Below are 23778 nucleotides of genomic sequence, written 5' to 3' on the forward strand. Positions count from 1 at the left end.
GATCACGGGCCCGCGGCGCCCCACGTCAGGGACAGACCGGACGCGGCGCGGTCGGTGCTGATCTCCATCATGCTGCCGAGGATGGTGGCGTGGTCGTCGACGATCGCGGCGCCGTCCAGCGTGTACGTGATCCGCTCGCTCGTGAACACCGGGCTGCCCGCCGGCTCCTTCAGATGCTCGGCGAGGGCGGCGTCCAGCAGTCCGGGGCGGATCGTCTCGGCGGCGCGGGCCACGGCCACCCCGGCGTCCGCGAGGGCCCCGTACAGCGAGACGCCGGTGAAGTCCCGGTCCCGTACCGCCTCGGCGTGCGGCTGCCGGACCCAGGACACCTGGTGGATCGCGGGACGCCCCGCGAACTCGCGAAGCCGCTCCAGCCGCAGCGCCGTCTCGCCGGGCCGGGCGCGCAGCCGCGCGGCGACGCCGGCCGGGACCTCGCGCACCGACCGCGCGAGCACCACCGTGCGCACCTCGTGACCCTGCTCGCGCAGGTCGTCGGCGAGACTCCGCAGCGACCCGAGCTGGTACGCCAGGTGCGGCGGCGCGACGTACGTGCCGCGCCCGTGCCGCTGCACGATCAGCCCCTCGTCGCTGAGCCGCCGCAGCGCCTGCCGGAGCGTCATCAGCGTCACGCCGTACGAGGCGCTGAGCTCCCGCTGCGGCGGGAGCGCCTCGCCCGGCGCGTAGTGACCCGCGCGGATCTTCGCGGCGAGATCGGCGGCGATGGTGCGGTACCTCGCCTCGTGGCCGGGGTCCCGGGCCATCGGCCTCCCTCTCCTCCGCGCGGCTCGCCCCGCGCTCAGGTCCTCTCGTCGAGTGCTCGGCGAATCTTAGCCAGGAAGGCCCCGACGTCGTCCGGTCCGGCCCCGTCCAGCACCTGCCGCATCAGCGCCGCGCCGATGACGACGCCGTCCGCGCCGCGCGCGGCGGCCACCGCCTGCTCGGCGGTCGAGACGCCGAACCCGAGGAGCACGGGACGGTCGGTGCCGCGCCGGATCCGCTCGGCCGTCGTCGTCGCCGACGCGGCCAGCGCGGCCCGTTCGCCGGTCGTGCCCATCAGCGAGACGGCGTAGACGAACCCGCGGCTGCGCGCGGCGATCTCCGCCAGCCGTGGTTCCGGGGTCGCCGGGGAGGCGAGCAGCGCCAGGTCGACGCCCGCGGCGGCCGCGACGCCGGCCAGCTCACCGGCCTCGTCCACCGGCAGGTCCGCGACGATCAGCCCGCTGACCCCGGCCGCCCGCAGCGCCGCGCAGAACGCCTCCGGCCCGTCCCGCAGGACCAGGTTGTAGTACGTGCTGGCGACCAGCGGCACCGCCGGCTCGCCCAGCGCGGCCAGGTCGGCGAGGATCCCGCGCACCGACGTGCCGCGCGCCAGCGCCGCGTGCGACGCCTCCTGGATGGTGACGCCGTCGAGGGTCGGATCGCTGAACGGCAGCCCGACCTCGATCGCGTCGGCCCCCGCCTCCGCGAACGCCCGCAGGTACGCGGTCCAGTCCGGGGTGATCCCGCCGGTGACGTACGGCATCAGCAGCGTACGGCCCTCGTCGCGGCGGGCGCGCAGGCGCCGCTCCAGCGACCCCGGTGTCATCGTCACGCCGGTCATGCCATGGCCTCCATCAGCGTCGAGGTGTCCTTGTCGCCCCGCCCTGACAGCGTCAGCATCACGGTCGCGCCGGACGGCAGTTCCCCGTCGCCCGCCGCGCGGATCACCCACGCGACCGCGTGCGCGGACTCCAGCGCGGGCACGATCCCCTCGGTCCGGGCCAGGCGCACCGCCGCGCCGACGACCTCCTTGTCGGTGACCGTGACGTACCGCGCCCGGCCCAGGTCCCGCAGGTGGGCGTGCTCGGGGCCGACGCCCGGATAGTCCAGGCCGGCCGCGATCGAGTGGGCCTCGGTGATCTGCCCGTCGTCGTCCTGCAGGAAGAGCGAGCGGACGCCGTGCAGCACCCCGGCCCGGCCCCGGGTCGCCCCGGCGCCGCCCTCGGCCTCGACGCCGACGAGCCGCGCGGGACCGTCGGCGAACCCGGCGAACGTGCCCGCGGCGTTCGACCCGCCTCCGACACAGGCCACGACGTAGTCCGGCGCGCCGGAGGGCAGCGCGGCCGCGCACTGGCCGCGCGCCTCCTCACCGATCACCCGCTGGAACTCCCGGACCATCCACGGGTACGGGTGCGGCCCGACGACGGAGCCCATGCAGTAGTGGGAGTCCTCCAGCGCGCCCACCCAGTGGCGCATCGCCTCGCTCGTGGCGTCCTTGAGCGTCCGGCTGCCCGTCGTGACCGGGACCACCTCGGCGCCGAGCAGGCGCATCCGGAAGACGTTCAGCGCCTGGCGTTCGATGTCGCGCTCGCCCATGAAGACGGTGGCCCGCAGGCCCAGCAGCGCGGCGGCGGTCGCGGTCGCCACCCCGTGCTGCCCGGCGCCCGTCTCCGCGATCAGCCGGGTCCGGCCCATCCGGACGGCCAGCAGCGCCTGCCCCATCACGTTGTTGATCTTGTGGGAGCCCGTGTGGGCCAGGTCCTCGCGCTTGAGCAGGATCTCGACGCCCAGCTCGGCGGACAGGCGCCGCGCCCGCGTCAGCGGCGTCGGCCGGCCGACGTACTCGGCCAGCAGCGCCGCGAGCTCGGCGCGGAAGGCCGGGTCCGCCCACGCCGCCCGGAAGGCGTCCTCCACCTCGCCGCACGCCGCCACCAGCGACTCCGGCGCGTACCGGCCCCCGTGCCCGCCGAACCTGCCCCGCGCCCCGGGATCGCCCATCACGGTGGTGCGGGGAACCGCCTCCCGCACCGGCCGCGACCGTACGTCCGTCACCATGCCGCCTCCCAGAGATCTAGAACTCTTCGACTGAGTTCTAGAACTCTAACCCGGAACTCGGGCATGCGAAAGGCCTGGCCGGAAATCGGCCAGGCCTTGGGGAAAAGTTGTCCACAGGTTGTGGACGGTCACTGTGGACGAGTCCTGTGGATTACGCGGACCACGGGGTCAGTGTGGGGGATGACCGCGCTGTGGATCGTCGGGTACGGGCAGGCCGTGCTGGCGCAGCCGCGCCTGCCGGATGTCCGCGAAGTTGATCGCGACGACGAACGTGCTGCTCAGCAACGCCAGCGCCACGACGGCCACCCGGATTCCCCACTCCGCCGGCAGCAGCGCGAGCCCCACGCAGACCGGGGTCATGAGAGCGAGGTGGCGGACCATCATGCGGCCACGCCACCCCGCGTCGGTCAGATCGTGCCGCACCCAGCCGAGGTTCTCCGGAGGAAGCCGGAACCCCATGGCGTAGCGGGCCCGCCGCAGCGGGCCCGGGTCACCGGGCAGCCGGGTCAGCGCGAACCTCCGTCACCAGTCGCCGCCGCCACCGAAGTCGCCGCCACCGTCGAAGCCGCCGAAGTCGCCGCCGCCGATGTCGAAGCCACCACCGTCACCGCCGCCGTCTCCGCCGCCGAAGCCCCAGCCGCCGTCGTTGTCGTTGCCGGCCTCGTACCCGGCCATGTAACCGGCGTCGTAGCCGCCGTGGCCGCCGAAGCCCCCGCTGAACATCGAGCCCAGCGCGGTGCCGATCAACAGGCCGCCCAGCATGTCGCCGCCGCCGAAACCGGAGTAGTAGCCCCCGGCGTACGGCGCGTACATCGGCCCGGCGTCCCAGTACGGCCGCCGCTGACCGCCGATCGAGACCAGGCGGGCGTCCGGGTCCACGCCCGACAGCACCCGCTGCGCGTCGGCCGCGCAGGCCGGAACCGACCGGGGCTGGCCGCCCGCGGGCGCCCACATGACGTCCTGCACCGACGGGCCGTGCTGCGGGTTGAAGAAGCAGGGGGCACGTCGCTCGGGCACCGGCCGGCCGTCCAGGCGGGCCCGCACCGCCGTCATGTAATAGCGGCCGTCCGCCAGCGCCTCGGTGACTTGGCTCATGTCCTGCGGACGGCGCGCCTCGTCGACCGCGGCCTTCGCCCGGTCGTAGGAGTCCATGGCGCGCTGGTAGTCGTCCCGCGCGGCCGGGTCGAGGTTCGGGTCCATCACGTTGAGGTTCAGCCCGGTGATGTCCTCACCCAGCCGGGTGACGTCCTCGTAGACGTTCTCCTTGAGCTCGGCCAGCTGCCTGGCCTCCCGCTCCTTCCGCCGCTTACGGGCGAAGAAGATCAGGCCCACGACGCCCAGGACGATGAGGATCAGGACGCCCAGCACCACGAACCCGGCCGTCGCCGAGCCCGACTTCTTGTCGGAGATCGCCTTGTCGAAGCGCTTGTTCAGGTTGAGGACCAGGTCCTTGAGGTTGGACGAGTCACCCCGCGCCTGGGTCACCAGCGTCCGGACCTTGCTGCTGCCCAGGCCATCGTGCGTGCCCGCGAGGATCCGCCGGCCGGAGCCGTCGAGCAGGATGAGCGTGCCCTTGCGCCCCAGAGCGCTGTCGAGCTGCCGCAGGCCCGAGGAACTGACGCGATCCTGCTTCACCACGGCGATCCGGATGGTCGACTCGTCGTCCTTCAGCGCGTTGACCACGGATTGCTTGTCGGAACCGGACATCGTCGCACCCGCGTCCGAGGACAGGTAGAACCGCTGGCTCTTCAACCCCTGGACGACGTTCTGGAACGGATCGGCGTTCGCCGGGACGGCGAACGCGAACAGCAGTGCGACGACGGCGGCCACGGCGGCGGGAATCGTCGAACGGCGAATCTTCATGGCGCCTTCAAGTGATCAGTGTGGTTGCTTTGACTAGCTTCGACGAACCAGCGGTCGGGATGGTTCCGTGCACACGCCGGTGCCGCCGCGCGACACCCCGTGCACCAGGACGTCCCAGAGCCGAGCGTAACCGATGGCGAGCATCACGTTACGCCCCGCTCGGACGTGCTCTTCCGGGTGGCCCCCGGGTGCCCGGCGCGCCGGTCCGGGCCGCCGGCTCAGGCGTCCTTGATCTCGCAGATCACGGCGCCGTTCGAGACCGTCTGGCCGACCTGCGCGGCCAGGCCCGTCACCGTGCCCGCCTTGTGCGCCGTCAGCGGCTGCTCCATCTTCATCGCCTCGAGCACCACGATCGTGGCCCCGGCCTCCACCGCCGTGCCGTCCTCGACGAGGATCTTGACGATGGTGCCCTGCATCGGGCTGACCAGCGCGTCCCCGCTGGCGGCGGCCCCGCCGGCCTTCTTGCCGCCCTTGCGCCGGGCCGGCGCCGCCGCGCGGCCCGTGGCGACCGGGCCGGGATCGCCCGCCGAGGCGCCCAGGCCCGCGGGGAGCACCACCTCGAGGCGCTTGCCGCCGACCTCGACGGTCACCCTCTCCCGCTCCGCCGGCTCGGCCGCCTCGACCGCCGCGTCGTACGGCGCGATCGTGTTGTCGAACTCGGTCTCGATCCAGCGCGTGTGCACCCGGAACGGCTCGTCGGTGAACGCCGGGTCCTCGATCACCGTCCGGTGGAACGGGATGACCGTCGGCATGCCCTCGATCTCGAACTCCGCGAGCGCCCGCCGCGCCCGCTGCAGCGCCTCCGTGCGGTTCGCGCCGGTGACGATCAGCTTCGCGATCATCGAGTCGTACATCTGCGGGACGGTCATGCCCTCGCCGAACCCGCTGTCCAGGCGCACGCCCGGACCGGTCGGCGCGCTCCACCGGGTGATCGTCCCCGGCGCGGGCAGGAAGTTGCGGCCCGCGTCCTCCGCGTTGATGCGGAACTCGATCGAGTGCCCGCGCAGGGCCGGGTCGTCGTACCCCAGCTCCTCGCCCTCCGCGACGCGGAACTGCTCCCTTACGAGGTCGACGCCGGCGACCTCCTCGGTCACCGGGTGCTCGACCTGGAGGCGGGTGTTCACCTCGAGGAACGAGATCGTGCCGTCCTGGCCGACGAGGAACTCGCACGTGCCCGCGCCGACGTACCCGGCCTCGCGCAGGATCGCCTTGGAGCTGGAGTACAGGGTCGCCAGCTGCTCCTCGCTCAGGAACGGTGCCGGGGCCTCCTCCACGAGCTTCTGGTGCCGCCGCTGCAGCGAGCAGTCACGCGTGGAGACGACCACGACGTTCCCGTGCCGGTCGGCGAGGCACTGGGTCTCCACGTGACGGGGCTTGTCGAGGTACCGCTCGACGAAGCACTCCCCGCGCCCGAACGAGGCGACCGCCTCCCGGACCGCCGACTCGTACAGCTCGGGGATCTCCTCCATCGTCCGCGCGACCTTCAGCCCGCGGCCGCCACCACCGAACGCCGCCTTGATCGCGATGGGCAGCCCGTGCTCCCGCGCGAACGCCACCACCTCGTCGGCGTCCTCGACCGGGTCCTTGGTGCCCGCCACCAGCGGGGCGCCGACCTTCTGCGCGATGTGCCGCGCCTGCACCTTGTCGCCCAGCGCCATGATCGCGCTCGGCGGCGGGCCGATCCAGGTCAGCCCGGCGTTCGTCACCGCCTCGGCGAACTGGGCGTTCTCGGACAGGAAGCCGTAGCCCGGGTGCACGGCGTCGGCGCCGCTCTCCTTGGCGATCCGCAGCAGCTTGTCCATGTCGAGGTAGCTCTCGGCCGCGGTCGACCCGCCCAGCGCGTACGCCTCATCCGCGACCCGCGCGTGCAGCCCGTCCAGGTCGGGCTCCGAGTAGACGGCGACACTGCCGATTCCCGCGTCCCGGCACGCCCGCGCGATACGGACGGCGATCTCACCCCGGTTGGCGATCAGGACCTTGCGCACGTACGACTCCTCGCTCTTGCCGATCAGAGAGAGTTTAGGCAACCCCGCTCCGCGCGCGCTCAAGGGCCGCCCGGTTATGGCGATCTCCAGAGTAACCAATCACTTGCTCGGCTGCCGCCGTCGCCCGTCGCCACCCTGGCGCTCCCGCCCCGTCCGCCGCCTACCGGCGGGCGCCGAAACGCGTCGGCATCTTCCTGCTTTGCCCATTTTGTGAGAGTGGATGGCCGCAAACGGACAAGGAGAGGGGTTCCGCCGGCCTCCTGCCGATGCTTGATTGCACAGACGGGCTGACAGCGAACGGAGAGAATCCGATGGGTGGCATCTACGGTGGCGATCCCGACGCCATGAAGAGGCTCGCCGGCCTCTTCCAGAAGCACGGCCAGGAACTCGACCAGATCATCCGGGACCTCAACGCGAACACCCAGAGCAGCCAGAGCATCTGGCAGGGTCCCGGGGCCAACCGGTTCCGCGAGGCGTGGGCCCAGGCGAAGCCGTCCTTCGACAAGATGGTCGTCGCCTTCCAGGAGGCCCACCGGGACATCAACAGCCGCGCCGAGGGTTTCCGCAACGTCGGCAAATAGCCCCGCTGTCATGCATGCCAGCCCCTAGGGGGCCCGGTCGCGCCGCACCTTCCTATTCGGATGCGGTGGCCGGTGCCCGGCGTCTCAGGACCAGCCATCGGCCGGTCAGGCCGACGGTGAACATGACGACGCCGGCGAGGACGGACCGCAAGGGCAGGGCGGCGACCAGGGTCAGGCAGCCGGCGGTGCCGAGCACGTTGAGCCAGCGTGGCCATCGGCGATCGGGCGCAGGCTGGGTGAAGGCCGCGGCGTTGGCGATGGCGTAGTAGACCAGAACACCGAAAGAGGAGAAGCCGATCACGCCGCGCAGATCGGCGATGGCCACCAGGGCGCTCACCACGACGGCGAGGGCGATCTCGGCGTGGCGTGGTACCCGGTACCGCGGATGGACGGCGGCGAGCAGGCCAGGCAGGTCACGGTGCCGGGCCATGGCCAGGCCGGTGCGGCCGATCCCGGCCATCAACGCCAGCAGCGCGCCGAGCGCCGCCAGCGCACCACCGACTCGCACCACCGGGGCCAACGCCCCGGCCCCCGCCGTCTCGACGGCAGTGGTCAGTGGCGCGGGCGCCGCGGCGAGCCGATGCGGCCCGGCGGCCAGCAACACCGCGACCCCGACCACGAGGTAGACGGCCACGGCGATGAACAGCGCGATCGGAATCGCGCGGGGAATGGTGCGCGCCGGGTCCCGGACTTCTTCCCCCATGGTGGCGAGGCGGGCGTAGCCGGCGAAGGCGAAGAACAGCAGGCCCGCGGACTGAAGGACGCCGTAGACGCCGCCGGCTTGCCAGTCGCCGAGGTCGCCCGTGCCGATGTGCCCGCCCACCGCGATACCCACGACGACGACGGCCAGGGCGGTCAGGCTGGTGGCGACGAGCACCCGGGTGAGCCGGGCGGTCCTGGTCACGCCTCGGTAGTTGAGCGCGGCCAGGCCCAGCACGCCCGCGATGGCGACGACCCGTTGTACCCACCAGGGGCCGGGGACCGCGTAGGAGGCGAAGGTGAGCGCCATGGCGGCGCATGAGGCGGTCTTGCCGACGACGAATCCCCATCCGGCGGTGAACCCCCACCAGTGGCCGAGGCGCTCGCGGCCGTAGATGTAGGTGCCTCCGGAGACCGGATACACCGCCGCCAGTTGCGCGGAGGCGACCGCGTTGCAGTACGCGATCACCGAGGCGATCACCAGCCCGATCAGCAGTCCCGTGCCGGCGGCCCGCGCCGCGGGGCCGAACGCGGCGAACACGCCCGCGCCGATCATCGACCCGAGTCCGATCACGACCGCGTCACCGGTGCCCAACCTGCGCGCGAGGTGGTCCCCGCCACCGGAACCCGGCCCGGCCGATCCGGATACGTCCCGGGGCTGAGGTCGCGATGTCACCGGCCACCTCCTCGACACTATTCCATCAAACTCGTTTGATGTATCGTCCGGGGCATGGCGTCGTCGAGTCAAGCCACCCCGGCGTTCGTACGCCTGGCCGCCCACCCGCTGCGCTGGCGGCTGTTGACCGAGCTCGCCACCGGTGACCTGCGGGTCCGCGAGCTCACGGCGCTGGTCGCAGCGCCGCAGAACCTGGTCTCCTACCACCTGCGGGTACTCCGCGACGGCGGTCTGGTCACCGCCACACGCAGCAGCTTCGACGGTCGCGACAGTTACTACCGGCTGGACCTGGCCCGCTGCGCGCAGGCCCTGGCCGGTACCGGGGCCGCCCTGCATCCGGCACTGCGTTGCGTCCCCACACCCCCGGTGTCTCCGGCCGGCCGGCGGCGCCGGTCCCGGCCGGCGGTGTTGTTCCTGTGCACGGGCAACAGCGCGCGCTCACCGATCGCCGAGGCCCTGCTGCGCCATCACCTCGCCGACGACCTGTTCGTGACCAGCGCCGGCAGCCGACCCAGATCGGAGACGCACCCCCAGGCGGTTCAGGTGCTGCGCGAGCGGTACGGCATCGACATCGCCGGCCGGCGGCCGCGCCATTTGGACACCCTGCGCGGTCACCGGTTCGATTACGTGATCACCTTGTGCGACAAGGTCCGTGAGGTCTGCCCCGAATTCGGCGACCACACGCGACGGATCCACTGGAGTGTCCCCGACCCGGCCGCGACCGGCCGCACCGAGCACGGCCATGACTCGTTCGCCCGCGCGGCCGCGGACATCGACACACGCATCCGCTACCTGCTGCCCGTCCTCGCACAGACCCCGGAGGCTCGCCCATGACGGCACCCGACCACTACGCCGCCGTCCGCTACCTCGTCGATGACGTTCAGACGGCCGTCGACTTCTACACCACCCACCTTGGCTTCACCGCGGGCAGCAGTGCCGCTCCCGCTTTCGCCGACGTGGTCCGCGGGCCGCTGCGGCTGCTGCTGTCCGGGCCCGCCAGCTCAGGCGCCCGTTCCACCCCCGCCGACGCCGATGTCGCAGGCCGTAACCGCATCCACTTGATCGTCGACGACCTGGACGCCGAGATCTCCCGGCTGCGCGCAGCGGGCCTGCCGTTCCGCAGCGAGGTGGTGGCGGGCCCCGGCGGGCGCCAGATCCTGCTCGCCGATCCCGCGGGCAACCTGATCGAACTGTTCGAACCCGCCCGTCGGCATTAGGCCGTGTCTGACAAATGGCCTTCGAGGGCCCGGCTTGTCCTAGCTAGCGGGCGAGATGCTGGAGCCAGTCGTGCAGGAGTGCGGTCTCGACGGGGCGGAGCGGGACGGTAGCTGGATCCGCCCCGCTGAGGGCGGCATCGAGCGCGAGGGCGCGAGCGGCGAGGGTCGGGTCTGGGGCTGGACTCGTGTCGGTGGTCAGGGCGTCTACGAGTGCTTCCCGCATGCGTGGTGAGACCTCTGGGTCGCGGTCGCTCTCGGGGATGCCGATCAGGGAGAGCGTGACGCCGGTCACCGCTGCCAGGGTGAGGTGGGCGGCAAGGACAGGCGGTACCCGTAGGCGGCCGTCGGAGGCGGCGCGGGTGAGGAATGTCATGAGGAGTTCCTGAGCCTCCCGCGCGGCGGGTGGGCGGCGGCCAGGGCGGTCGGTGCCGTACATCAGCAGGTAGAAGGCGGGGTGCTTCAGGCCGAAGTCGACGTGCATGTCCCATCCGCGGCGCATGTCGTCGACCGGGTCGCCGCTCGGCGTCAGAGTGTGCTTCTGGGCCAAGTACAGGTCGAAGGCGTGGATGGCCAGCGCCGAAAGGAGCCCGTCCTTGTCACCGAAGAGCTGGTACAAGGAGGCGGCCCGGATGCCGGCCGCCGCTGCGACGGCGCGGGTGGAGAGCGCCTGGGCGCCCTCCCGTTCCAGGAGTTCGGCTGCCACTTCCAGGATCTGTCGGCGACTGCGGGTCTTCGCATCATCCACGTTGCAATGCTACGCCATAAGGAGTAACACTGATTCAGGCGGTGGTACGGAAAATAGCGTTACAGCGATACGGCGGGAGAGGTTGATGAATCGTGTGGGATACGGCGCCATGCAGCTCGCGGGCCCTAAGGTCTGGGGATTCCCGGACGACCCGGAGGCGGCGCGGCGGGTGCTGCGCCTGGCCGTGGAACTGGGCGTGACCTTCTTCGACACCGCCAACGCCTACGGGCCGCGCACGGTGAACCAGCTGATCGGGCAGGCGCTGGGACCGATCCCCGAGGGCGTGATCGTGGGCAACAAGGTCGGCGCAGAGCGCGGCCCGGACAAGTCCTGGATCGTCGACGGCCGCCCCGAGACGGTCCGGCGGCAGGTCCACGAGGCCCTTACCGATATGGGAACGGACGCGAGCGAGCTGACCTACCTCCGACTCGTCGGCGACACCCCCGGCGCGCACCAAGACGTACCGCTGGAGGAGTCGCTCGGCGCACTCGTCGAGCTGCGAGACCAGGGACTGATCCGCCGCATCGGCCTGTCCGGCGCGTCCCCGCAGATGCTGGCCCGTGCCCAGCAGATGACCCCCATCGTGGCGGTGCAGAACCGTTTCAACCTGCTTGACCGCAGCGGCGTCCAGGTCCTCGCCGACTGCGAGACCCAGGGCATCCTCTTCATCCCCTACTTCCCGCTTGCCGCTGGGCGGCTGAGCGACCACCAGGAGCTGACCGGCCCGGCAGAGCGCCTGGGCGCCACATCGGCCCAGATTGCACTGGCCTGGCTGCTGCGCCGTTCGCCCTCCATGGTCGTCATCCCCGGCACGAGCAGTACCGACCACCTCCGGTCCAACATCGCAGCTTCCGAGGTTGCCGAACAGTTGACCGACACCGAGGTCGCGCGCCTGACCGGATTCGTCGACGAGTCGCAAGCGGCCCTCGGCCAGCCCACGCCTCCCGCTCAGAGCCACCGCTGAACAAGGGTCCCGGGGATGTCGCTATCGGCCCTCGGTGGACTCCACGATCAACGAGCACATCAGCACGCCGCCGGCGCCCGTAAAAGGGGAAGCCGACGGGGACGAACTGGCGGATTCGGAACGCTCGGCGACGTGGCAGGCCCTCGGCCGGTCCCGGGGCGGTCTGACGACCAAAGTCCACCTGGCCGTCGACGGCCGCGGCCTCCCACTCGCCCTGGTCCTCACACCGGGCAACGTCCACGACGCCACCATGGTCGAAGCGGTGATGGATGCGGTCCGCATCCCGCGCGTGGGCAAGGGCCGGCCCCGTACCCGCCCGGACAGAGTCCTGGGCGACAAGGCGTACTCGTCCCGGGCCATTCGGGCGTGGTGCAGGCGTCACGGCATCGCCGCCACCATCCCGGAACGTCGAGACCAGCAGGCCAATCGGCTCCGCCGGGGCTCCAAGGGAGGCCGTCCGCCCGTCTTCGACGCACAGGCACCGCAACGTCGTGGAGAGAGGCTTCAACCGGCTCAAACAGTTCCGCGCCGTCGCAACCCGCTTCGACAAACTCGCCACCCGCTACCGGGCCGGACTCGAACTCGCCTCACTCATCCTGTGGCTCCGCCAACCAGCATCGTGATCATTGTCAGACACGGCTTAGTTCCCCCGCACGGCCGCGGCCGCTCGGATCGGGAACGCCTGGCCGAGGCGGACGTACAGGCCGTGGCCCTCGACGATCTCCTCGAAGCGGTACGCCTCGTCCGGCCTTCCAGGACGGCGAGCACGCCCGGCTCACCGCGCTGCCACGCATGCCGGGGCCTACGAGTCCCGGCCGCGCGTGACAGTACCTCCCTGGGTCAGAACGTGACCCAGCGCTGATCATCGCCGGTCCGGATGGATCGCAGCCGTCGTCGCAGCTCCCGCAACGACTCTTCATCGGCATGCGCGTTGCGTAGTAGGGCGGTCAGAGTGCTCAGTTCACGGATGTCCTTGAGCACTGAATAGCCGGACCACGTGGTGATGTCATGACCGTACGCCGCGATGAAGGCGTCACGGTCAGCTTCCGGCAGGCCGAAGCGGACCGCGGCCAATGTCGGAACCAGATCCATCTCGCGGGGACCCCAGCTGACCGAATCCCAGTCACTCAAGACGACGCGTGCGCCATCGCGAAGGACGTTACCGCGCCACGCATCTCCGTGGATCATCCCGGGTGGCAACGAGAAGTCGAGGCACTCGTAGTCTGCGATCAGCCGGCGGCACCGGTCCAGCAGCCAGCTCCGCTCGGATTCGGTTATGGCGCAGCTGAGTTCAGCAGCGCGGCGCACAGAACGCAGCGGCTGGTATCGGCGCAGAGGAAGCTCGGGCAGGGGAAGGCTGTGCAACTGCCGGAGAAGGCGTCCCAGATCGGCGGCTGTCGGAGGTTCACCTTCTTGGGGCAGATAATTCCAGAAGGTCACGACGCAATCGTGAGCTTGGAGCGGCTCGTCGATGAGCGGCGTCACCGTGGGGAAGTCGTACGTGGCAGCAAGCCACTTGGTCACAGATAGCGCTCTTGCTGCCGTGTCGATCGTGCGAGGAGAAGTAGCCCGCGCGACCCGTGCTACGGCGCCCGCTTCGGGCAGGTGGTAGACGGCACTCGCGAACAGGCGGATCAGGCGGGCGCCGAGTGTGCTCACCTGCGCCGCGGCGCACGCGGCTCGAAGGGCGTCGGTGCTTCTGGCCTCGAAGTTTCCGTCCTCAGGTGGGGTGAGAGGTCGGGCATGCATATCAGCCTCCAAGGTCGCTGGCAGAGTCCGGACGGCTGTGGACGTGCGTGAGCCTGACGCGTAATGAAGAGGCCGTCGGTTCGATTCCGACAGGCAGCTCGTCCATGAAGAGGGCGTCTCCCCAGGAGACGCCCTCTTCATCCTCCCGCGCGTACGCGACAGCTGGCAGCGCGGTTGCACCACCAGTTGCAGTCGGCCGGTGGCACCATGATCACTGGTGTCTGCTGCGCTCTAAAGGCAGCGCACGCCAGGGATCACGAGCGGTCACCGGCCAGGGTCGGGGAAGTGGCTGACCGGACGTTCCGGTGCGGGGGTGCAGGGGCGCCCAGCGTCCAGTGCGCGCCTTGGCGTGGGTGGGGCCATGGCCAGGACTGTGCGTGGATGATCGCGCCGGTCAGTTGTTCGGGATCTGCCGCTTCGACGAGCCGCCAGCCGGCAGGGGGCGGTATAAGGGCCCACCAGGAGCGCGTGCGGTGGCCGTACCATAGGATCAGTCCGGGGAACCGTCGCCGTAGCGTCGCGGTCGGGTCACCTGCCACGGGGCCCGCGCCTGACGTCGCGCGTCTTGAGGTATTCCGTGATACGTGTCGCCGCGCCCGCAGGGTCGTCGATCTCGTGGTGCTCGTAGTCGTCGCGACGCCAGACGAACGATTCGCCTGAGGTATCGATTTCGACCCATACCTTTGGGTCAGTCAGTTCGTGTCGCACCGACAACGCCGGACGTGCGTCGCTCAAAGCGACACGGACCCCACAGGCGGCCAGTTCTCGGCAGAGTGCGACCAGCGCGTTGAGCTTTTGCTTTTGGTCTGGTTCGTGCACCTTGACCCCTCTTTGTGGACGTCGACCCGGCGCCATAAGTGGTGTTCATGCCGCCGGTTCAGCTCTCTGCGAGCCTTGCGGAGGGGGTGTTGCAGCGCGGTGCCGCGCCTACTTCATCTCGGCCTTCTTGATATCGATTCGCCTCATCTCTGTCTCCTCCGGTGTTACATTCGCTGGGACGGGAGGCGGATATGACTACTTCGTCGGTGCGACTGAGGACTCTCTTGTGGGAACGTCATTGGCAGACCCATCGGACTTTCAATGCCGAATATGACAAAGCAGCCCGGAAAGTCGATCCGTCACTTGTCGGCACAGGGCCGAGCCGTGCCCAGCTGCATCGCTGGACGGCTGGCCAGGTCAAAGGGCTGCCCTACTCCGATCACTGCCGGGTGCTGGAGAAGATGTTCCCCGGATGGACCGCGGAACAGCTATTCGAGCGGCTCGACGGGGACCAGGACGCGGACACGCACGAATGCAGACGAGAGGCCTCCAACCCGGTTCCGCCAACCGCCGGCCTTCCAATCGCTACGGCGGTAGCCACGCCACCGATCAACATCCGGCCCTACGTCGAGGCAGCCTTCGATTGTGAACACGTCGCGATCGACTTCTTCGGCCTGTCCGGCGAGACGCTGCACGGCGTCATTCAAGAACCACTCGACAAGATCCGCACCGGCCAGCTCAAACCGCGGAGCCTCGCACTGCGCATCCTCGTGCCCGATGTGTCCAAGCCGATGGCCGTACCGTGCCGCAGTGAGGACCTGGGCGATGACCCGGAGTTCCGCGAGCGCACGAGTCGGATCATGCTGCGCCACGGGCAAGCCATCCTGGACTCGGTCGAGGAACTGGCCGACCTAGGCATCCTCGACAGCGCCAAGGCCGAGATCCGCGTTCACGACTGTCCGCCGCTGTTCAAACTCTGCATCGTGAACAACGAAGAGGTCTTCTTCGGTTTCTACCCGATCAGGCAACATGTCGTGCAGATCCAGGGCACACCGCATCACATGTTCGACCTGATGGGGAAGGAAGCAAGCTTGTTCCGACACACCGTCCATGACGGCTCAGCCGTCGGGGCACAGTACGTCGCCCAGGCCCGCCAGTGGTTCAACACCGTCTGGGAGACGATCAGCCGCGAGTTCACCGGATGACCCCGCCCCGTACTGCCCTGGCCGAGGTCCTGGCCCGCAGCCGGTATCTGCTGTTCGACTTCGACGGCCCCATCTGCGGCATCTTCTCCGGACTGCCCGCCCCCACCATCGCTGCCCACCTACGCGACCTGGTCACGGCAGAAGGCGTCAAGATCACGGGTGTCGCCGCAACCTCCGGTGATCCGTTCGACGTGTTGCGTTACGCCGCGACCATCAGCCCCGACCTCACCCAGACCGTCGCGGACGGGCTGCGTGCCGTGGAGCTCCGCGCCGTCGAGGTAGCCGACGCCACCCCACACGCCCGACAGGTCATCGAAGCGGCCCATAATGACGGACGCGCCATCGCCGCCGTCAGCAACAATTCCCGGCAAGCAGTCGCGCGCTACCTCACGACCGCCGGCCTCGCACCACTGTTCACTGCCATCATCGGCCGCACCGAACCAGACCCCCGGCTGCTCAAACCCGACCCCCACCTGATCGGGCAGGCCGTCAAGGAGCTGAGTGCGGCGCCCGCCGACTGTGTCCTGATCGGCGACTCCCTCAGCGACATCGAGGCAGCACACAACGCCGGAACGCCCAGCATCGGCTACGCCAACAAGCCCGGCAAACTCGAACGCTTCACCACCGTCGGAGCCGACGCCGTTATCACAGACATGGCCGAACTCATCCCGCACCTCACCAGGCGGCAGCCCGCTACCGACTGACGGGAAATAGCAAGACACCGCCGCGAGCACCAGACAAGACAGCAGCGCCCCAGGGGGCGAAACGGCTAGACCTGTGTCAGGTCTTGGGACCTGTGTGACAGATCCGGCTCCGGAGGTGGGTGACACTCCGGCGTGATGATCTGTCGTTCTTGTTCTGGCCTGACGCTACCGGGTCTGAGGCTGAGTGGTCAGCCAGCCCACGGGTGTGGGCCTTGCTCCAATACGGCGAGGGGTGCTGGCTCGTGGGTTGGCCACAGGTCGAGCCGATAGAGGAAATGATCGCCGTACTCGGAGTCGTTGCGCCCCAACCGATGCGGAACGCCGCTAAAAACCGTAGGCCAGCCCACCGGAAGGTCGCCCGTTCTCCCCGCTGCGTGAGCCTCCCAGCCGTGCCCGCCGTATCAACGCCAGGCCGCGACGCGGTCGGCAGAGCCGAAGCCTTGACGCACCGGGCACGGCCGGAAGACATCGCAGCTACGCGGAGAACAGGGGAGGAAGAGGAGCGACCGCGAAGGCCGTAACGATCGCAGTGGATGGTTGCGCAGCCCACGGAGTCGGGGCGATCGCTGCGGCCCCCGCTTCCGTTCCTCGGGCCGTGACCGGCCCTGCGGTACGGGTCGGGGTTGCCCTCGAATAACCGGGGAGCGGCGGATAGCAACCGACGCCTGCGGCAGGCACACGCCCGGCACCCTCTACCTCGGGACAGGCACCGCGAACAGGGCTGTTGTCACTCCTAAAACGTGGAAGGTCGGCGGTTCGACCCTGCCTCTGCCCGCCACCATACTTGATCTGCGGGCAGACCTCGGAGCGAACTCGCCTGGGTTTTTCTGGCGGCCACGGCACGATAAGCCAGCCGGGGAGATGCAGCACCGAGGCACAGGAGATAGCTCTCACGGCGTTCTAGTTCAGCTTGATGCTGTCGACGTCCGAGGACTTCCGCTTGCTCACTTTCTGGATTTTCCCTTCGTGCTATCTAATGCTGCAGTATATATTTATGGGCTTTCGATCCACTATCGGGACTGATATGCGCTGAGGCGGTCCACACTGAATCTCTCCATTGTCTCCAGCGTTCGCGCTAATGATGTATTTCCCGTCGGGAAGCTTGAATTTGAAATGACCGGAGGTGATGCTCTCGCGTTTAATTATCTGCTGCCTTGAATCGGTGACAATTACTTTTGCTTTCTTTGGCGGGTGATGTCGGTCCGGCCACGGCCCGCCGGACAGTCGAATTGTTCCAACGACATCGCGTTCACTGCTTGGCGAAGCAGAGGCGCAACTTGTCGCGCCAAGCGAAAGTAGGACAAATGAAGATAGTATTCGGGTTCTGATGAAGGTCATGCCTGCTCTCCGAGCGCGAGCCAGCAGGGTAGCGTGATGCGCGCCACCCTGCTGATTGTGAGTGATGTGTTTGCTCTATCTTATCGTCTGCACAGCCCCATAGATGGATAGATTGATGGGGTGTGAGCTTATGCCCCAATCGAGAAGGTCACCGCTTGAAGTTTCGATCGTCATCGTCAGGAACTTCCCGTGGGGAAGCTTGTTGCCGGCAGGGACTCTTGCTTGGTAGCCGATGAAGTTACCGGAGGTTTGAACGACGGTCACAGGTACCTGCTTTTGGATCGCTCGCTTGCCAATCAGCTGGACCTTCGGCTCTGACGTTTCTGTAGTCTCGATTTTTCCTGGTGATGGCTCTCCGTTGCTCTTAGCGAGGCTGCGCAGTGTCGTATTGATACTGCCGGGTGTGGCAGGCCGGGCCTCCGAGGGCGTGTTATGCTCCGGCGCCTTCGCCAGGTCGTAGCATGTGTCGGCGCTGTTTACTGCAAGGCGCGTATATGGGGTGATCCAGCCGACAGCAAAGCCTCCCCGAGTGAAAGGCTTTGGATGGTAGCTTGCGGAATTCCATCCGTTGTGAACGCTGCCTTTTGTGTCAGTGTAGGTTAGGTTGCGTATGTCTGCTTCGGCGCGAGCGTGAGGGTCCGTGGACTCCATCCCGACATCCGCATTGATTGCCGACACTCCGGGCACGGTAGCGGTTCCCATGTTGACTCCGTCTTCGCGGACTCTCCACTTTCTATCCGAATCCAAGTCCAACGAAAATGACCTTGAAAAATTCTCTCCAGTAACCCCAATGCTGTGCTCGTGATAGTCGCCGTCATAGCCTTCTGCCCAGAAGTGATGTACAGCCGTCCCCCATGGCTTTCCGACGGTGTCGCCTGCTTCGACCCATCTAGCGCCGTCGGTATCGAGGCCAACCCACATCTCGCTGGTCAGCATAAAGACGGATGTGTCGGTGACTGCAAAGCACTGGTAATCCGGGTTCACGAAGCCTTCCACGCCATTGATCGCTTTAACTTCCCAATGCATGATTGCGCGACAGTGAGCCTGCCAGGTGCAGATGTCGTCGGCGTGTGCTGATCGGGGACCTGTTAGGAATCCTGCCATGCCCAGGGTGACCGCAGATGCTAGGGCAGCGAAACGCTTGGTCATCGAAAAACTCCTCACTTAACGCCAATGCCTTCGTTGGGAAGCTACTAGTTGTCAATTAGTTAGTCAAGGCGCTCATGTGTAGTTCTTGGGGTTTAGCTCTTTAGAATGGCCATTAGTGGCCAGATGGTGTTTACCTAGGTTTCGGTAGGGGCTTAATCGATCCGCTAGCGAAGCGGGCTTGCAGGCAAGTGATGCGAGTTGTGCTTCAAATTTTTACCGCCGGATTCATTGCTCGCGCCTCGGCTTGCAGGGCTGACATGCCTTAGTGCGGCAGTCCTCCACCGAGCCCGTTAGATGGTGGTCGCGCTGCCAGAAGCAGGTGGGCAGCGCAAACCTGTGTCATGTCCTCTGCTCCTGCCCCAATGACCCGGGCCACTCCGCGGTTCCTCCCTCCATCTCCCCGAAAGCTGGCTGGAGGCAGAGCTAGGGCGTCCTGGCACCCACCCGCTCAGCTAACCAAGCCAAAACATTGCACACTCACTGCGGGCGTGTATCGCCTATCGGTGGCATCGTCGAAAGCGGCGGGCCGAGAGCCATGCCGCGGGATATACGCGGGATGATCTACGAGCGAGACGGTCATGACACGATGCAAGGCCAGGTCACAGCGGAGGGAAGCCGTGAACGCCGACCCTCTGTAAATCCGCCTGCGCTCGGTGTGGTGTCTCCTGCTGTACAGCACAGAAGTACAGCAACACCGCCGTACAACACCAGGCGGGCCCGCACGGCATCGCACGTCCGAGAAGGGCGAGCCAGCGGTGACCGTGATCCTGCCGGTAGTTCGCAAAGGATCGTATAGGTGGTCGGTGTTTGTCCCTCGCGAACCTGACAGAGGGCAGACGCTTCGCTGGCACGCCGCTTCGCTCGGATTATGTGGGTGATGAGTGTTTTGGGTGCCTTACCGGTAGTGGCTCGATCGTTGGTTGGTGGGTGGGCAGACGGCTGCCTGGATCGGGTACGCCTGGCCGAGGTGGACGAACAGGCCGCGGCCGGTGGGGCCGTCCAGGGAGATCTGGCGGGGGAGGCGGAGGTTGAAGACGTCGCCGTCGTCCGGGGAGCTCACGGCGAGGAGGACGCCGGTGCGGGAGCGTCTCGTCTCGGCGATGTAACCGCTGTAGCCGCGGGCCAGGTCCTGGGTCGTGCCGGCGATGACGAGGGCCTGCTCGGCGTCGCGGGCCGCGCGGAGCGCGCGGAGCAGCACGTCGTCGAAGGAGCTGGCGTCGAGCAGCTCGGCGTCGTCGACCACCACGACGTACCGGTCGTGGCCCTCGACGATCTCGTCGAAGCGGTACGCCTCGTCCAGGCCCTCCAGGACGGCGAGGACGCCCGGCTCGCCGCGCAGGTCGCGGAGCGGGGAGCGGCGCGGGCAGACCAGGACGACCGGCACGGTGCCCTCGCCGATCCGCGGGTCGAGCAGCGATCGCACCATCGTCATCAGGACGGTCGAGCGGCCGGAGCGGGGCGGGCCGGCGACGGTGAAGCCGGGGCCGTCGGCGAGGAGGTCGGCGCCGATCGGGGCGAGTTCGTCGCCGCCCGCGCCGACGAGCGCCCACAGCGGCGACGGGGCGGTGAAGTCCGGGTCGAGGGACAGGGCCTCGGCGTAGGTGACGTGGACCGGGAGCTCGTCGACGTGGAGAGGGCGCTGGGCGCGGGCCGGCCGGTCGTACGTGCGCTCGGCCTCGCGCGCGAGGCGTTGCAGGGCGGCGACCTGGGCGGTGCCGGCGGCGACCTCGGTGAGCAGGGCGATCTGGGACTCGCGCAGGGCGCCGTCCGGGCCGACCGCCTCCAGGACGCGACCCGGTGGCAGGTCGGAGGGGAGGTGGCGTTCGTCGAGGCCGGCGTAGGCGTAGTCGTTCGGGTCGGCCATGCGGAGGACGAGGCGGCCGTCGAAGACAGTGGAGATCTGGCCGGTGAGGCCGGAACGGTCGCCGGTGAAGACGGCGCGCAGGCCGACGGCGGCGCCCTCGCGGAGGAGGCGCAGGAGGGAGTCGACGAGGCGGCCGTAGTCGTAGTTCTCGAACGCGGCGACGTAGCCCTCCCAGCGGTCCAGCAGGAGGAGCATCCAAGGGAGGCGGTCGGCGGGCGCGGCGGCGGTGCGCTGTTCGGCGAGGGAGGAGAAGCCGGTGGCGGCGAGGATCTGCTGGCGGCGGCCGACCTCGGCGTGGAGGCGGGCGAGGAGGCGTTCGAGGCGTTCGGTCTGGTCGCGGCCGACGACGGCGCCGCAGTGCGGGAGGGCGACGAGGGGGAGCAGGGCGTTGCCGCCGCAGTCGATGGCGTACAGGTGGGCGTCGGAGGGAGCGCAGGTGGCGGCGAGGGAGCCGGCGAGGGTGCGCAGGACCGTGGAGCGGCCGGAGCGCGGCGAGCCCGCGACGTACACGTGGCCGCCCTGGACGAGGTCGAGGGCGAGGACGGAGCGGGTCTGGGCGGACGGCAGGTCGGTGAGGCCGAACGCGAGCGGCGGCACGTCGTCGTGGTCGGTGAACACGGCGGGCAGGTCGCCGAGGGTGACGCGGGCCGGGAGGGGCTCGAGCCACGGCGCCGGCTGGTCGTCGAGGCCGGCGCGGTCGGCGGCGTCGCGGATCGCGGCGACGAGGGCCCGCAGGTCGGTGATCGTGGTCGCGTCGTGGTCGGCCGGGCCGGTCACCGGGAGGGGACGGCCGAGGCCCTGCCAGGGGAGGGGGACGACCTCGGCGGGGGTGGTGGCGTGGGCGCCGGGGCGGCGGCCGCCGATGCGGGCCGACTGGACCGCGTGCGGTGCGGCGGCGCCGGATCGTACGTAGCAGCGGCCGGGCGTGGCCTTGGAGATGCGGGCGGCGGACGGGTCGTCGATGATGTCCGTGGACTCCTCGGGCGCGGTGACGCGCAGGGCGATCCGCAGGTTGGTGTTGGCGCGGATGTCGGCGGTGACGACGCCGGCGGGGCGCTGGGTGGCGAGGAGCAGGTGGACGCCGAGGGACCGGCCGCGGCGGCCGATGTCGACGAGACCGTCGACGAAGCCGGGAAGCTCGGCGGCGAGGGTGGCGAACTCGTCGATGACGAGGACGAGGCGCGGCATCCGGATGGAGGCGCGCGGGTCGCCGTCGTCGTGCAGCTCGCAGTAGTCCTCGATGTCCTTGGCGCCGGCGTGCAGGAGGATCTCCTCCCGGCGCCGTAGCTCGGCGCCGAGGGATTCGAGGGCGCGTTCGGTGAGGTGGCCGTCGAGGTCGGTGACCACTCCGGTGACGTGCGGGAGCGCCGCGCAGTCCTGGAACGCGGCGCCGCCCTTGTAGTCGATGAGGACGAAGGTCATCTCGTCGGGGCGGTTCGCGACGGCGAGGGACGCGATGAGGGTCTGCAGGAGCTCGGACTTGCCGGCGCCGGTGGTGCCGGCGATGAGGCCGTGCGGTCCGTCGACGCGCAGGTCGACGGTGAAGACGCCGTCGGCCGACAGCCCGATGGGGACGGCGGTGGTACGCCCGCCGGCGGCCCAGACGGCCTGGACGTGGGCGGCGGTGGGGTTCTGCATGCCGAGGACGTCGAGGAGCCGGGCCTCGCGGGGGACGGCCGACTCGGCGTCGTCGCGGGACACGTCCCGTACGGGGGCGAGGGCGCGGGCCATGCGGTCGCACCAGCCGGTGGAGACCTGGTCGGCGAGGATCGGGCCGGCGGAGTCGAGGCCGTGGCCGCGCAGCCGTACGTGCGTGGGGTGGTCCCAGTCCCACATCGCGACGGCGGTGCACTCCTCCGGCAGGAGACGTTCGTCGTCGTCGATGCAGATCGCGTGCAGCCCGTACGCCGGGCCGCTGGACAGGACCTGCGGCATGCCCGGCATCCGGCGCAGGCGGCGCGCGCCGTCCATGACGAGGAGGATGTTGTACGGGCCGGCGCCCTGGGGGCCGAAGAGGCCGCCGGTGGAGCGGTCGGCGGTGCGGCGGCGTTCGGTGACGCGGATCGCCAGCTCGGTGATGCGGTGCGCGACGGAGGCGGGGTCCGCGCCGATCAGGGCGACGCACTCCTCGCCCTCGCGGGGGGCGGAGTGCGGCAGCCAGCGGACCCAGTTCCAGTGGTCGCCGCCGTCGGGGTCGGCGCAGAGCACGACGATGGCGAGGTCGCGGGGGCTGTGCAGGGCGGCGGCCTGCGCGACGAGCCAGCGGGCGAGCGCGCGGGAGCGGTCGCGGGGGCCGGCGAGCCCGATGACGCCGAGGTCGGCGAGGGGCAGGGTGACGGGGACGGCGTGGGCGACGGGCTGTTCGGGCATGACGGGGTCGGTGTCGCCGCCGCGACCGGGGACGAGCTCGATGTTCGCGGGCTGGTCGGCGAGGCCGACGCGCAGGTGCAGGGTGTCGGCGTCGGAGCGGCGGCGTTCCCAGAGCCGCCGGCGCGGGCCGGTGGCGGTCAGCAGCACCTCGGCGGGGTCCGGCGCGAGGGCGCGGCGGTCCTGCTCGTCGGCGTGGCGCAGTTGCTCCAGCGCGGCGTCGAACTCCTCCTTGGCCCGCCGATGGGCCTTCATCGCCCTCTTGTAGGAGGTGCGGCCGTACATCCGGTCGCCGATCCACTCGCCGACCTGGATGACGGGGTACGCGAGCGCCATCAGCGCCCAGTACCACTGGCCGGTGACGACGGCCATGACGACGCCGGTCGCGGCGAACAGCAGTGAGCCGAGGAGCCGGAGCCGTACGCGCTGCGTCTTCGGCGGCTCCTGCGGGACCTCCAGCCTGGTGCGCCGCTCGGGCGGCAGCAGGCGGGGCGGCCGGTTGTAGGCGAGCCCGCCGTCGTCCAGCGGCGCGAGGTGGGCGTCGGGGGCGGTGGCGGGGACGTAGGTCAGGACGGACGAGCCGACGGTCAGCATCGCGCCGGGCCGCCACTGGGCGGTGCCGTCGAGCGGGGCTCCGTCGAGGAGGGCGTCGCCGGCGGCGGCGACGGCGACGCTGACGGTGACGCGGTGCGACTCGACCGTGACGGTCAGGGCGTGCGCGGGGACGGCCGGGTCGCCGAGGCGTACGTCCACGTCGGGGCCGCTGCCGAAGGTCGTCTCGCCGATGCCGACGCGGTGCACGGCGCCCGCGGCGGGGCCGCCGGTGACGCGGATCTCGGCGCTGCCGGTGGGCTCGGTCAGGACCGTCGCGACGGCGCCGGCGGGGTCGAGGGCCACGAGGGCGCCGTCGCGCAGGACCCGCGCGGCGGGCACGGCCGGATCGAGCATGCGGCCGCCCGCCCACAGGGGCGGCGCGGATTCGGGCACCCAGCGTGCGCTTGGTAGGTGGACGACTTCCGCGAGGGCCTCTTTGACCGGCTCGGTGTTGAGCGCCGTAATTAGTGATCTCGCAACGGTTTCTACCGTCATATCGGAATCA

18 protein-coding genes and 1 pseudogene are annotated in these 23778 nt (G+C 69.6%); 7 read left to right on the top strand and 12 right to left on the bottom strand.

Annotated elements, in window-relative coordinates:
* Positions 1-2: 2 nt before the first annotated feature.
* The 6 genes from NE235_RS21020 to NE235_RS21045 form a co-directional block, all read right to left on the bottom strand.
* Positions 3-761 (bottom strand): GntR family transcriptional regulator, encoded by a 759-nt coding sequence (locus tag NE235_RS21020; RefSeq protein WP_252805547.1) that lies wholly within the window; start codon positions 759-761, stop codon positions 3-5.
* A 35-nt stretch (positions 762-796) separates the two neighbouring features.
* Positions 797-1600, bottom strand: a complete 804-nt coding sequence (gene trpA, locus NE235_RS21025; protein WP_252805550.1) for a tryptophan synthase subunit alpha — start codon at positions 1598-1600, stop codon at positions 797-799.
* Positions 1597-2757 carry a tryptophan synthase subunit beta gene (gene trpB / locus NE235_RS21030; RefSeq protein WP_252805693.1) on the bottom strand — a complete coding sequence of 387 codons (1161 nt, stop codon included), beginning with the start codon at positions 2755-2757 and terminating at the stop codon, positions 1597-1599. Before trpB ends, trpA begins: the two co-directional genes overlap by 4 nt.
* 225 nt (positions 2758-2982) lie before the next feature.
* Complete coding sequence (locus NE235_RS21035; protein ID WP_308206126.1) at positions 2983-3324, bottom strand: DUF5313 family protein; 342 nt, start codon at positions 3322-3324, stop codon at positions 2983-2985.
* Positions 3325-3336: 12 nt separating this feature from the next.
* Positions 3337-4677: a hypothetical protein gene (locus tag NE235_RS21040; RefSeq protein ID WP_252805555.1), complete on the bottom strand. Its 1341-nt coding sequence runs from the start codon at positions 4675-4677 to the stop codon at positions 3337-3339.
* A 218-nt stretch (positions 4678-4895) separates the two neighbouring features.
* Positions 4896-6662: an acetyl/propionyl/methylcrotonyl-CoA carboxylase subunit alpha gene (locus NE235_RS21045; RefSeq protein ID WP_252805695.1), complete on the bottom strand. Its 1767-nt coding sequence runs from the start codon at positions 6660-6662 to the stop codon at positions 4896-4898.
* 311 nt (positions 6663-6973) lie between these two features.
* Here NE235_RS21045 and NE235_RS21050 point away from each other — a divergent pair, with 311 nt between their 5' ends.
* Positions 6974-7243, top strand: coding sequence for a WXG100 family type VII secretion target (locus NE235_RS21050; RefSeq protein ID WP_252805557.1), 270 nt, complete (start codon positions 6974-6976; stop codon positions 7241-7243).
* 52 nt (positions 7244-7295) lie between these two features.
* On the opposite strand, the gene NE235_RS21055 is transcribed toward NE235_RS21050, so the two are convergent.
* Positions 7296-8618 (bottom strand): APC family permease, encoded by a 1323-nt coding sequence (locus NE235_RS21055; protein ID WP_308206123.1) that lies wholly within the window; start codon positions 8616-8618, stop codon positions 7296-7298.
* Between the two features lie 54 nt (positions 8619-8672).
* Here NE235_RS21055 and NE235_RS21060 point away from each other — a divergent pair, with 54 nt between their 5' ends.
* Positions 8673-9452: an arsenate reductase/protein-tyrosine-phosphatase family protein gene (locus NE235_RS21060; RefSeq protein WP_252805559.1), complete on the top strand. Its 780-nt coding sequence runs from the start codon at positions 8673-8675 to the stop codon at positions 9450-9452.
* On the top strand, positions 9449-9835 hold the full coding sequence (locus tag NE235_RS21065) for a VOC family protein (RefSeq protein ID WP_252805561.1): 387 nt from the start codon (positions 9449-9451) through the stop codon (positions 9833-9835). Before NE235_RS21060 ends, NE235_RS21065 begins: the two co-directional genes overlap by 4 nt.
* Positions 9836-9878: 43 nt before the next feature.
* Here the strand turns inward: NE235_RS21065 and NE235_RS21070 are convergent, their stop codons facing one another.
* A complete protein-coding gene (locus tag NE235_RS21070) occupies positions 9879-10580 on the bottom strand; it encodes a TetR/AcrR family transcriptional regulator (protein ID WP_252805563.1) in 702 nt (233 codons plus the stop codon).
* 85 nt (positions 10581-10665) lie between these two features.
* Here NE235_RS21070 and NE235_RS21075 point away from each other — a divergent pair, with 85 nt between their 5' ends.
* Positions 10666-11544, top strand: a complete 879-nt coding sequence (locus NE235_RS21075) for an aldo/keto reductase (RefSeq protein ID WP_252805565.1) — start codon at positions 10666-10668, stop codon at positions 11542-11544.
* 51 nt (positions 11545-11595) lie between these two features.
* A pseudogene (locus NE235_RS38720) lies at positions 11596-12167 on the top strand (IS5 family transposase); the annotation flags it as partial.
* Positions 12168-12384: 217 nt separating this feature from the next.
* Here NE235_RS38720 and NE235_RS21080 read toward each other — a convergent pair.
* Positions 12385-13293, bottom strand: coding sequence for a phosphotransferase enzyme family protein (locus tag NE235_RS21080; protein ID WP_252805568.1), 909 nt, complete (start codon positions 13291-13293; stop codon positions 12385-12387).
* Between the two features lie 528 nt (positions 13294-13821).
* Positions 13822-14112, bottom strand: coding sequence for a hypothetical protein (locus tag NE235_RS21085; protein ID WP_252805570.1), 291 nt, complete (start codon positions 14110-14112; stop codon positions 13822-13824).
* A 224-nt stretch (positions 14113-14336) separates the two neighbouring features.
* On the opposite strand from NE235_RS21085, the gene NE235_RS21090 reads away from it, so the two are divergent.
* Positions 14337-15257 (top strand): hypothetical protein, encoded by a 921-nt coding sequence (locus NE235_RS21090; RefSeq protein WP_252805573.1) that lies wholly within the window; start codon positions 14337-14339, stop codon positions 15255-15257.
* Positions 15254-15961, top strand: a complete 708-nt coding sequence (locus tag NE235_RS21095) for an HAD family hydrolase (protein ID WP_252805576.1) — start codon at positions 15254-15256, stop codon at positions 15959-15961. Before NE235_RS21090 ends, NE235_RS21095 begins: the two co-directional genes overlap by 4 nt.
* Positions 15962-17374: 1413 nt before the next feature.
* Here the strand turns inward: NE235_RS21095 and NE235_RS21100 are convergent.
* Both NE235_RS21100 and NE235_RS21105 read right to left on the bottom strand, forming a co-directional pair.
* Positions 17375-18448, bottom strand: coding sequence for a hypothetical protein (locus NE235_RS21100; protein ID WP_252805577.1), 1074 nt, complete (start codon positions 18446-18448; stop codon positions 17375-17377).
* 895 nt (positions 18449-19343) lie between these two features.
* Complete coding sequence (locus NE235_RS21105) at positions 19344-23666, bottom strand: FtsK/SpoIIIE domain-containing protein (RefSeq protein WP_252805579.1); 4323 nt, start codon at positions 23664-23666, stop codon at positions 19344-19346.
* Positions 23667-23778: the final 112 nt, after the last annotated feature.

Origin of the sequence: Actinoallomurus spadix, from assembly GCF_024055725.1 — a bacterium.
In the GTDB taxonomy this organism is placed as follows: Bacteria; Actinomycetota; Actinomycetes; order Streptosporangiales; family Streptosporangiaceae; genus Actinoallomurus; species Actinoallomurus spadix.

Excerpts from the sequence above, each read along its gene's own strand:
- NE235_RS21050 (WP_252805557.1), top strand. The coding sequence starts at position 6,974 with ATGGGTGGCATCTACGGTGGCGATCCCGACGCCATGAAGAGGCTCGCC.
- NE235_RS21080 (WP_252805568.1), bottom strand. The coding sequence starts at position 13,293 with ATGCATGCCCGACCTCTCACCCCACCTGAGGACGGAAACTTCGAGGCC.
- trpA (WP_252805550.1), bottom strand. The coding sequence starts at position 1,600 with ATGACCGGCGTGACGATGACACCGGGGTCGCTGGAGCGGCGCCTGCGC.
- trpB (WP_252805693.1), bottom strand. The coding sequence starts at position 2,757 with ATGGGCGATCCCGGGGCGCGGGGCAGGTTCGGCGGGCACGGGGGCCGG.
- NE235_RS21065 (WP_252805561.1), top strand. The coding sequence starts at position 9,449 with ATGACGGCACCCGACCACTACGCCGCCGTCCGCTACCTCGTCGATGAC.
- NE235_RS21020 (WP_252805547.1), bottom strand. The coding sequence starts at position 761 with ATGGCCCGGGACCCCGGCCACGAGGCGAGGTACCGCACCATCGCCGCC.
- NE235_RS21075 (WP_252805565.1), top strand. The coding sequence starts at position 10,666 with ATGAATCGTGTGGGATACGGCGCCATGCAGCTCGCGGGCCCTAAGGTC.
- NE235_RS21095 (WP_252805576.1), top strand. The coding sequence starts at position 15,254 with ATGACCCCGCCCCGTACTGCCCTGGCCGAGGTCCTGGCCCGCAGCCGG.
- NE235_RS21060 (WP_252805559.1), top strand. The coding sequence starts at position 8,673 with ATGGCGTCGTCGAGTCAAGCCACCCCGGCGTTCGTACGCCTGGCCGCC.
- NE235_RS21100 (WP_252805577.1), bottom strand. The coding sequence starts at position 18,448 with ATGACCAAGCGTTTCGCTGCCCTAGCATCTGCGGTCACCCTGGGCATG.
- NE235_RS21040 (WP_252805555.1), bottom strand. The coding sequence starts at position 4,677 with ATGAAGATTCGCCGTTCGACGATTCCCGCCGCCGTGGCCGCCGTCGTC.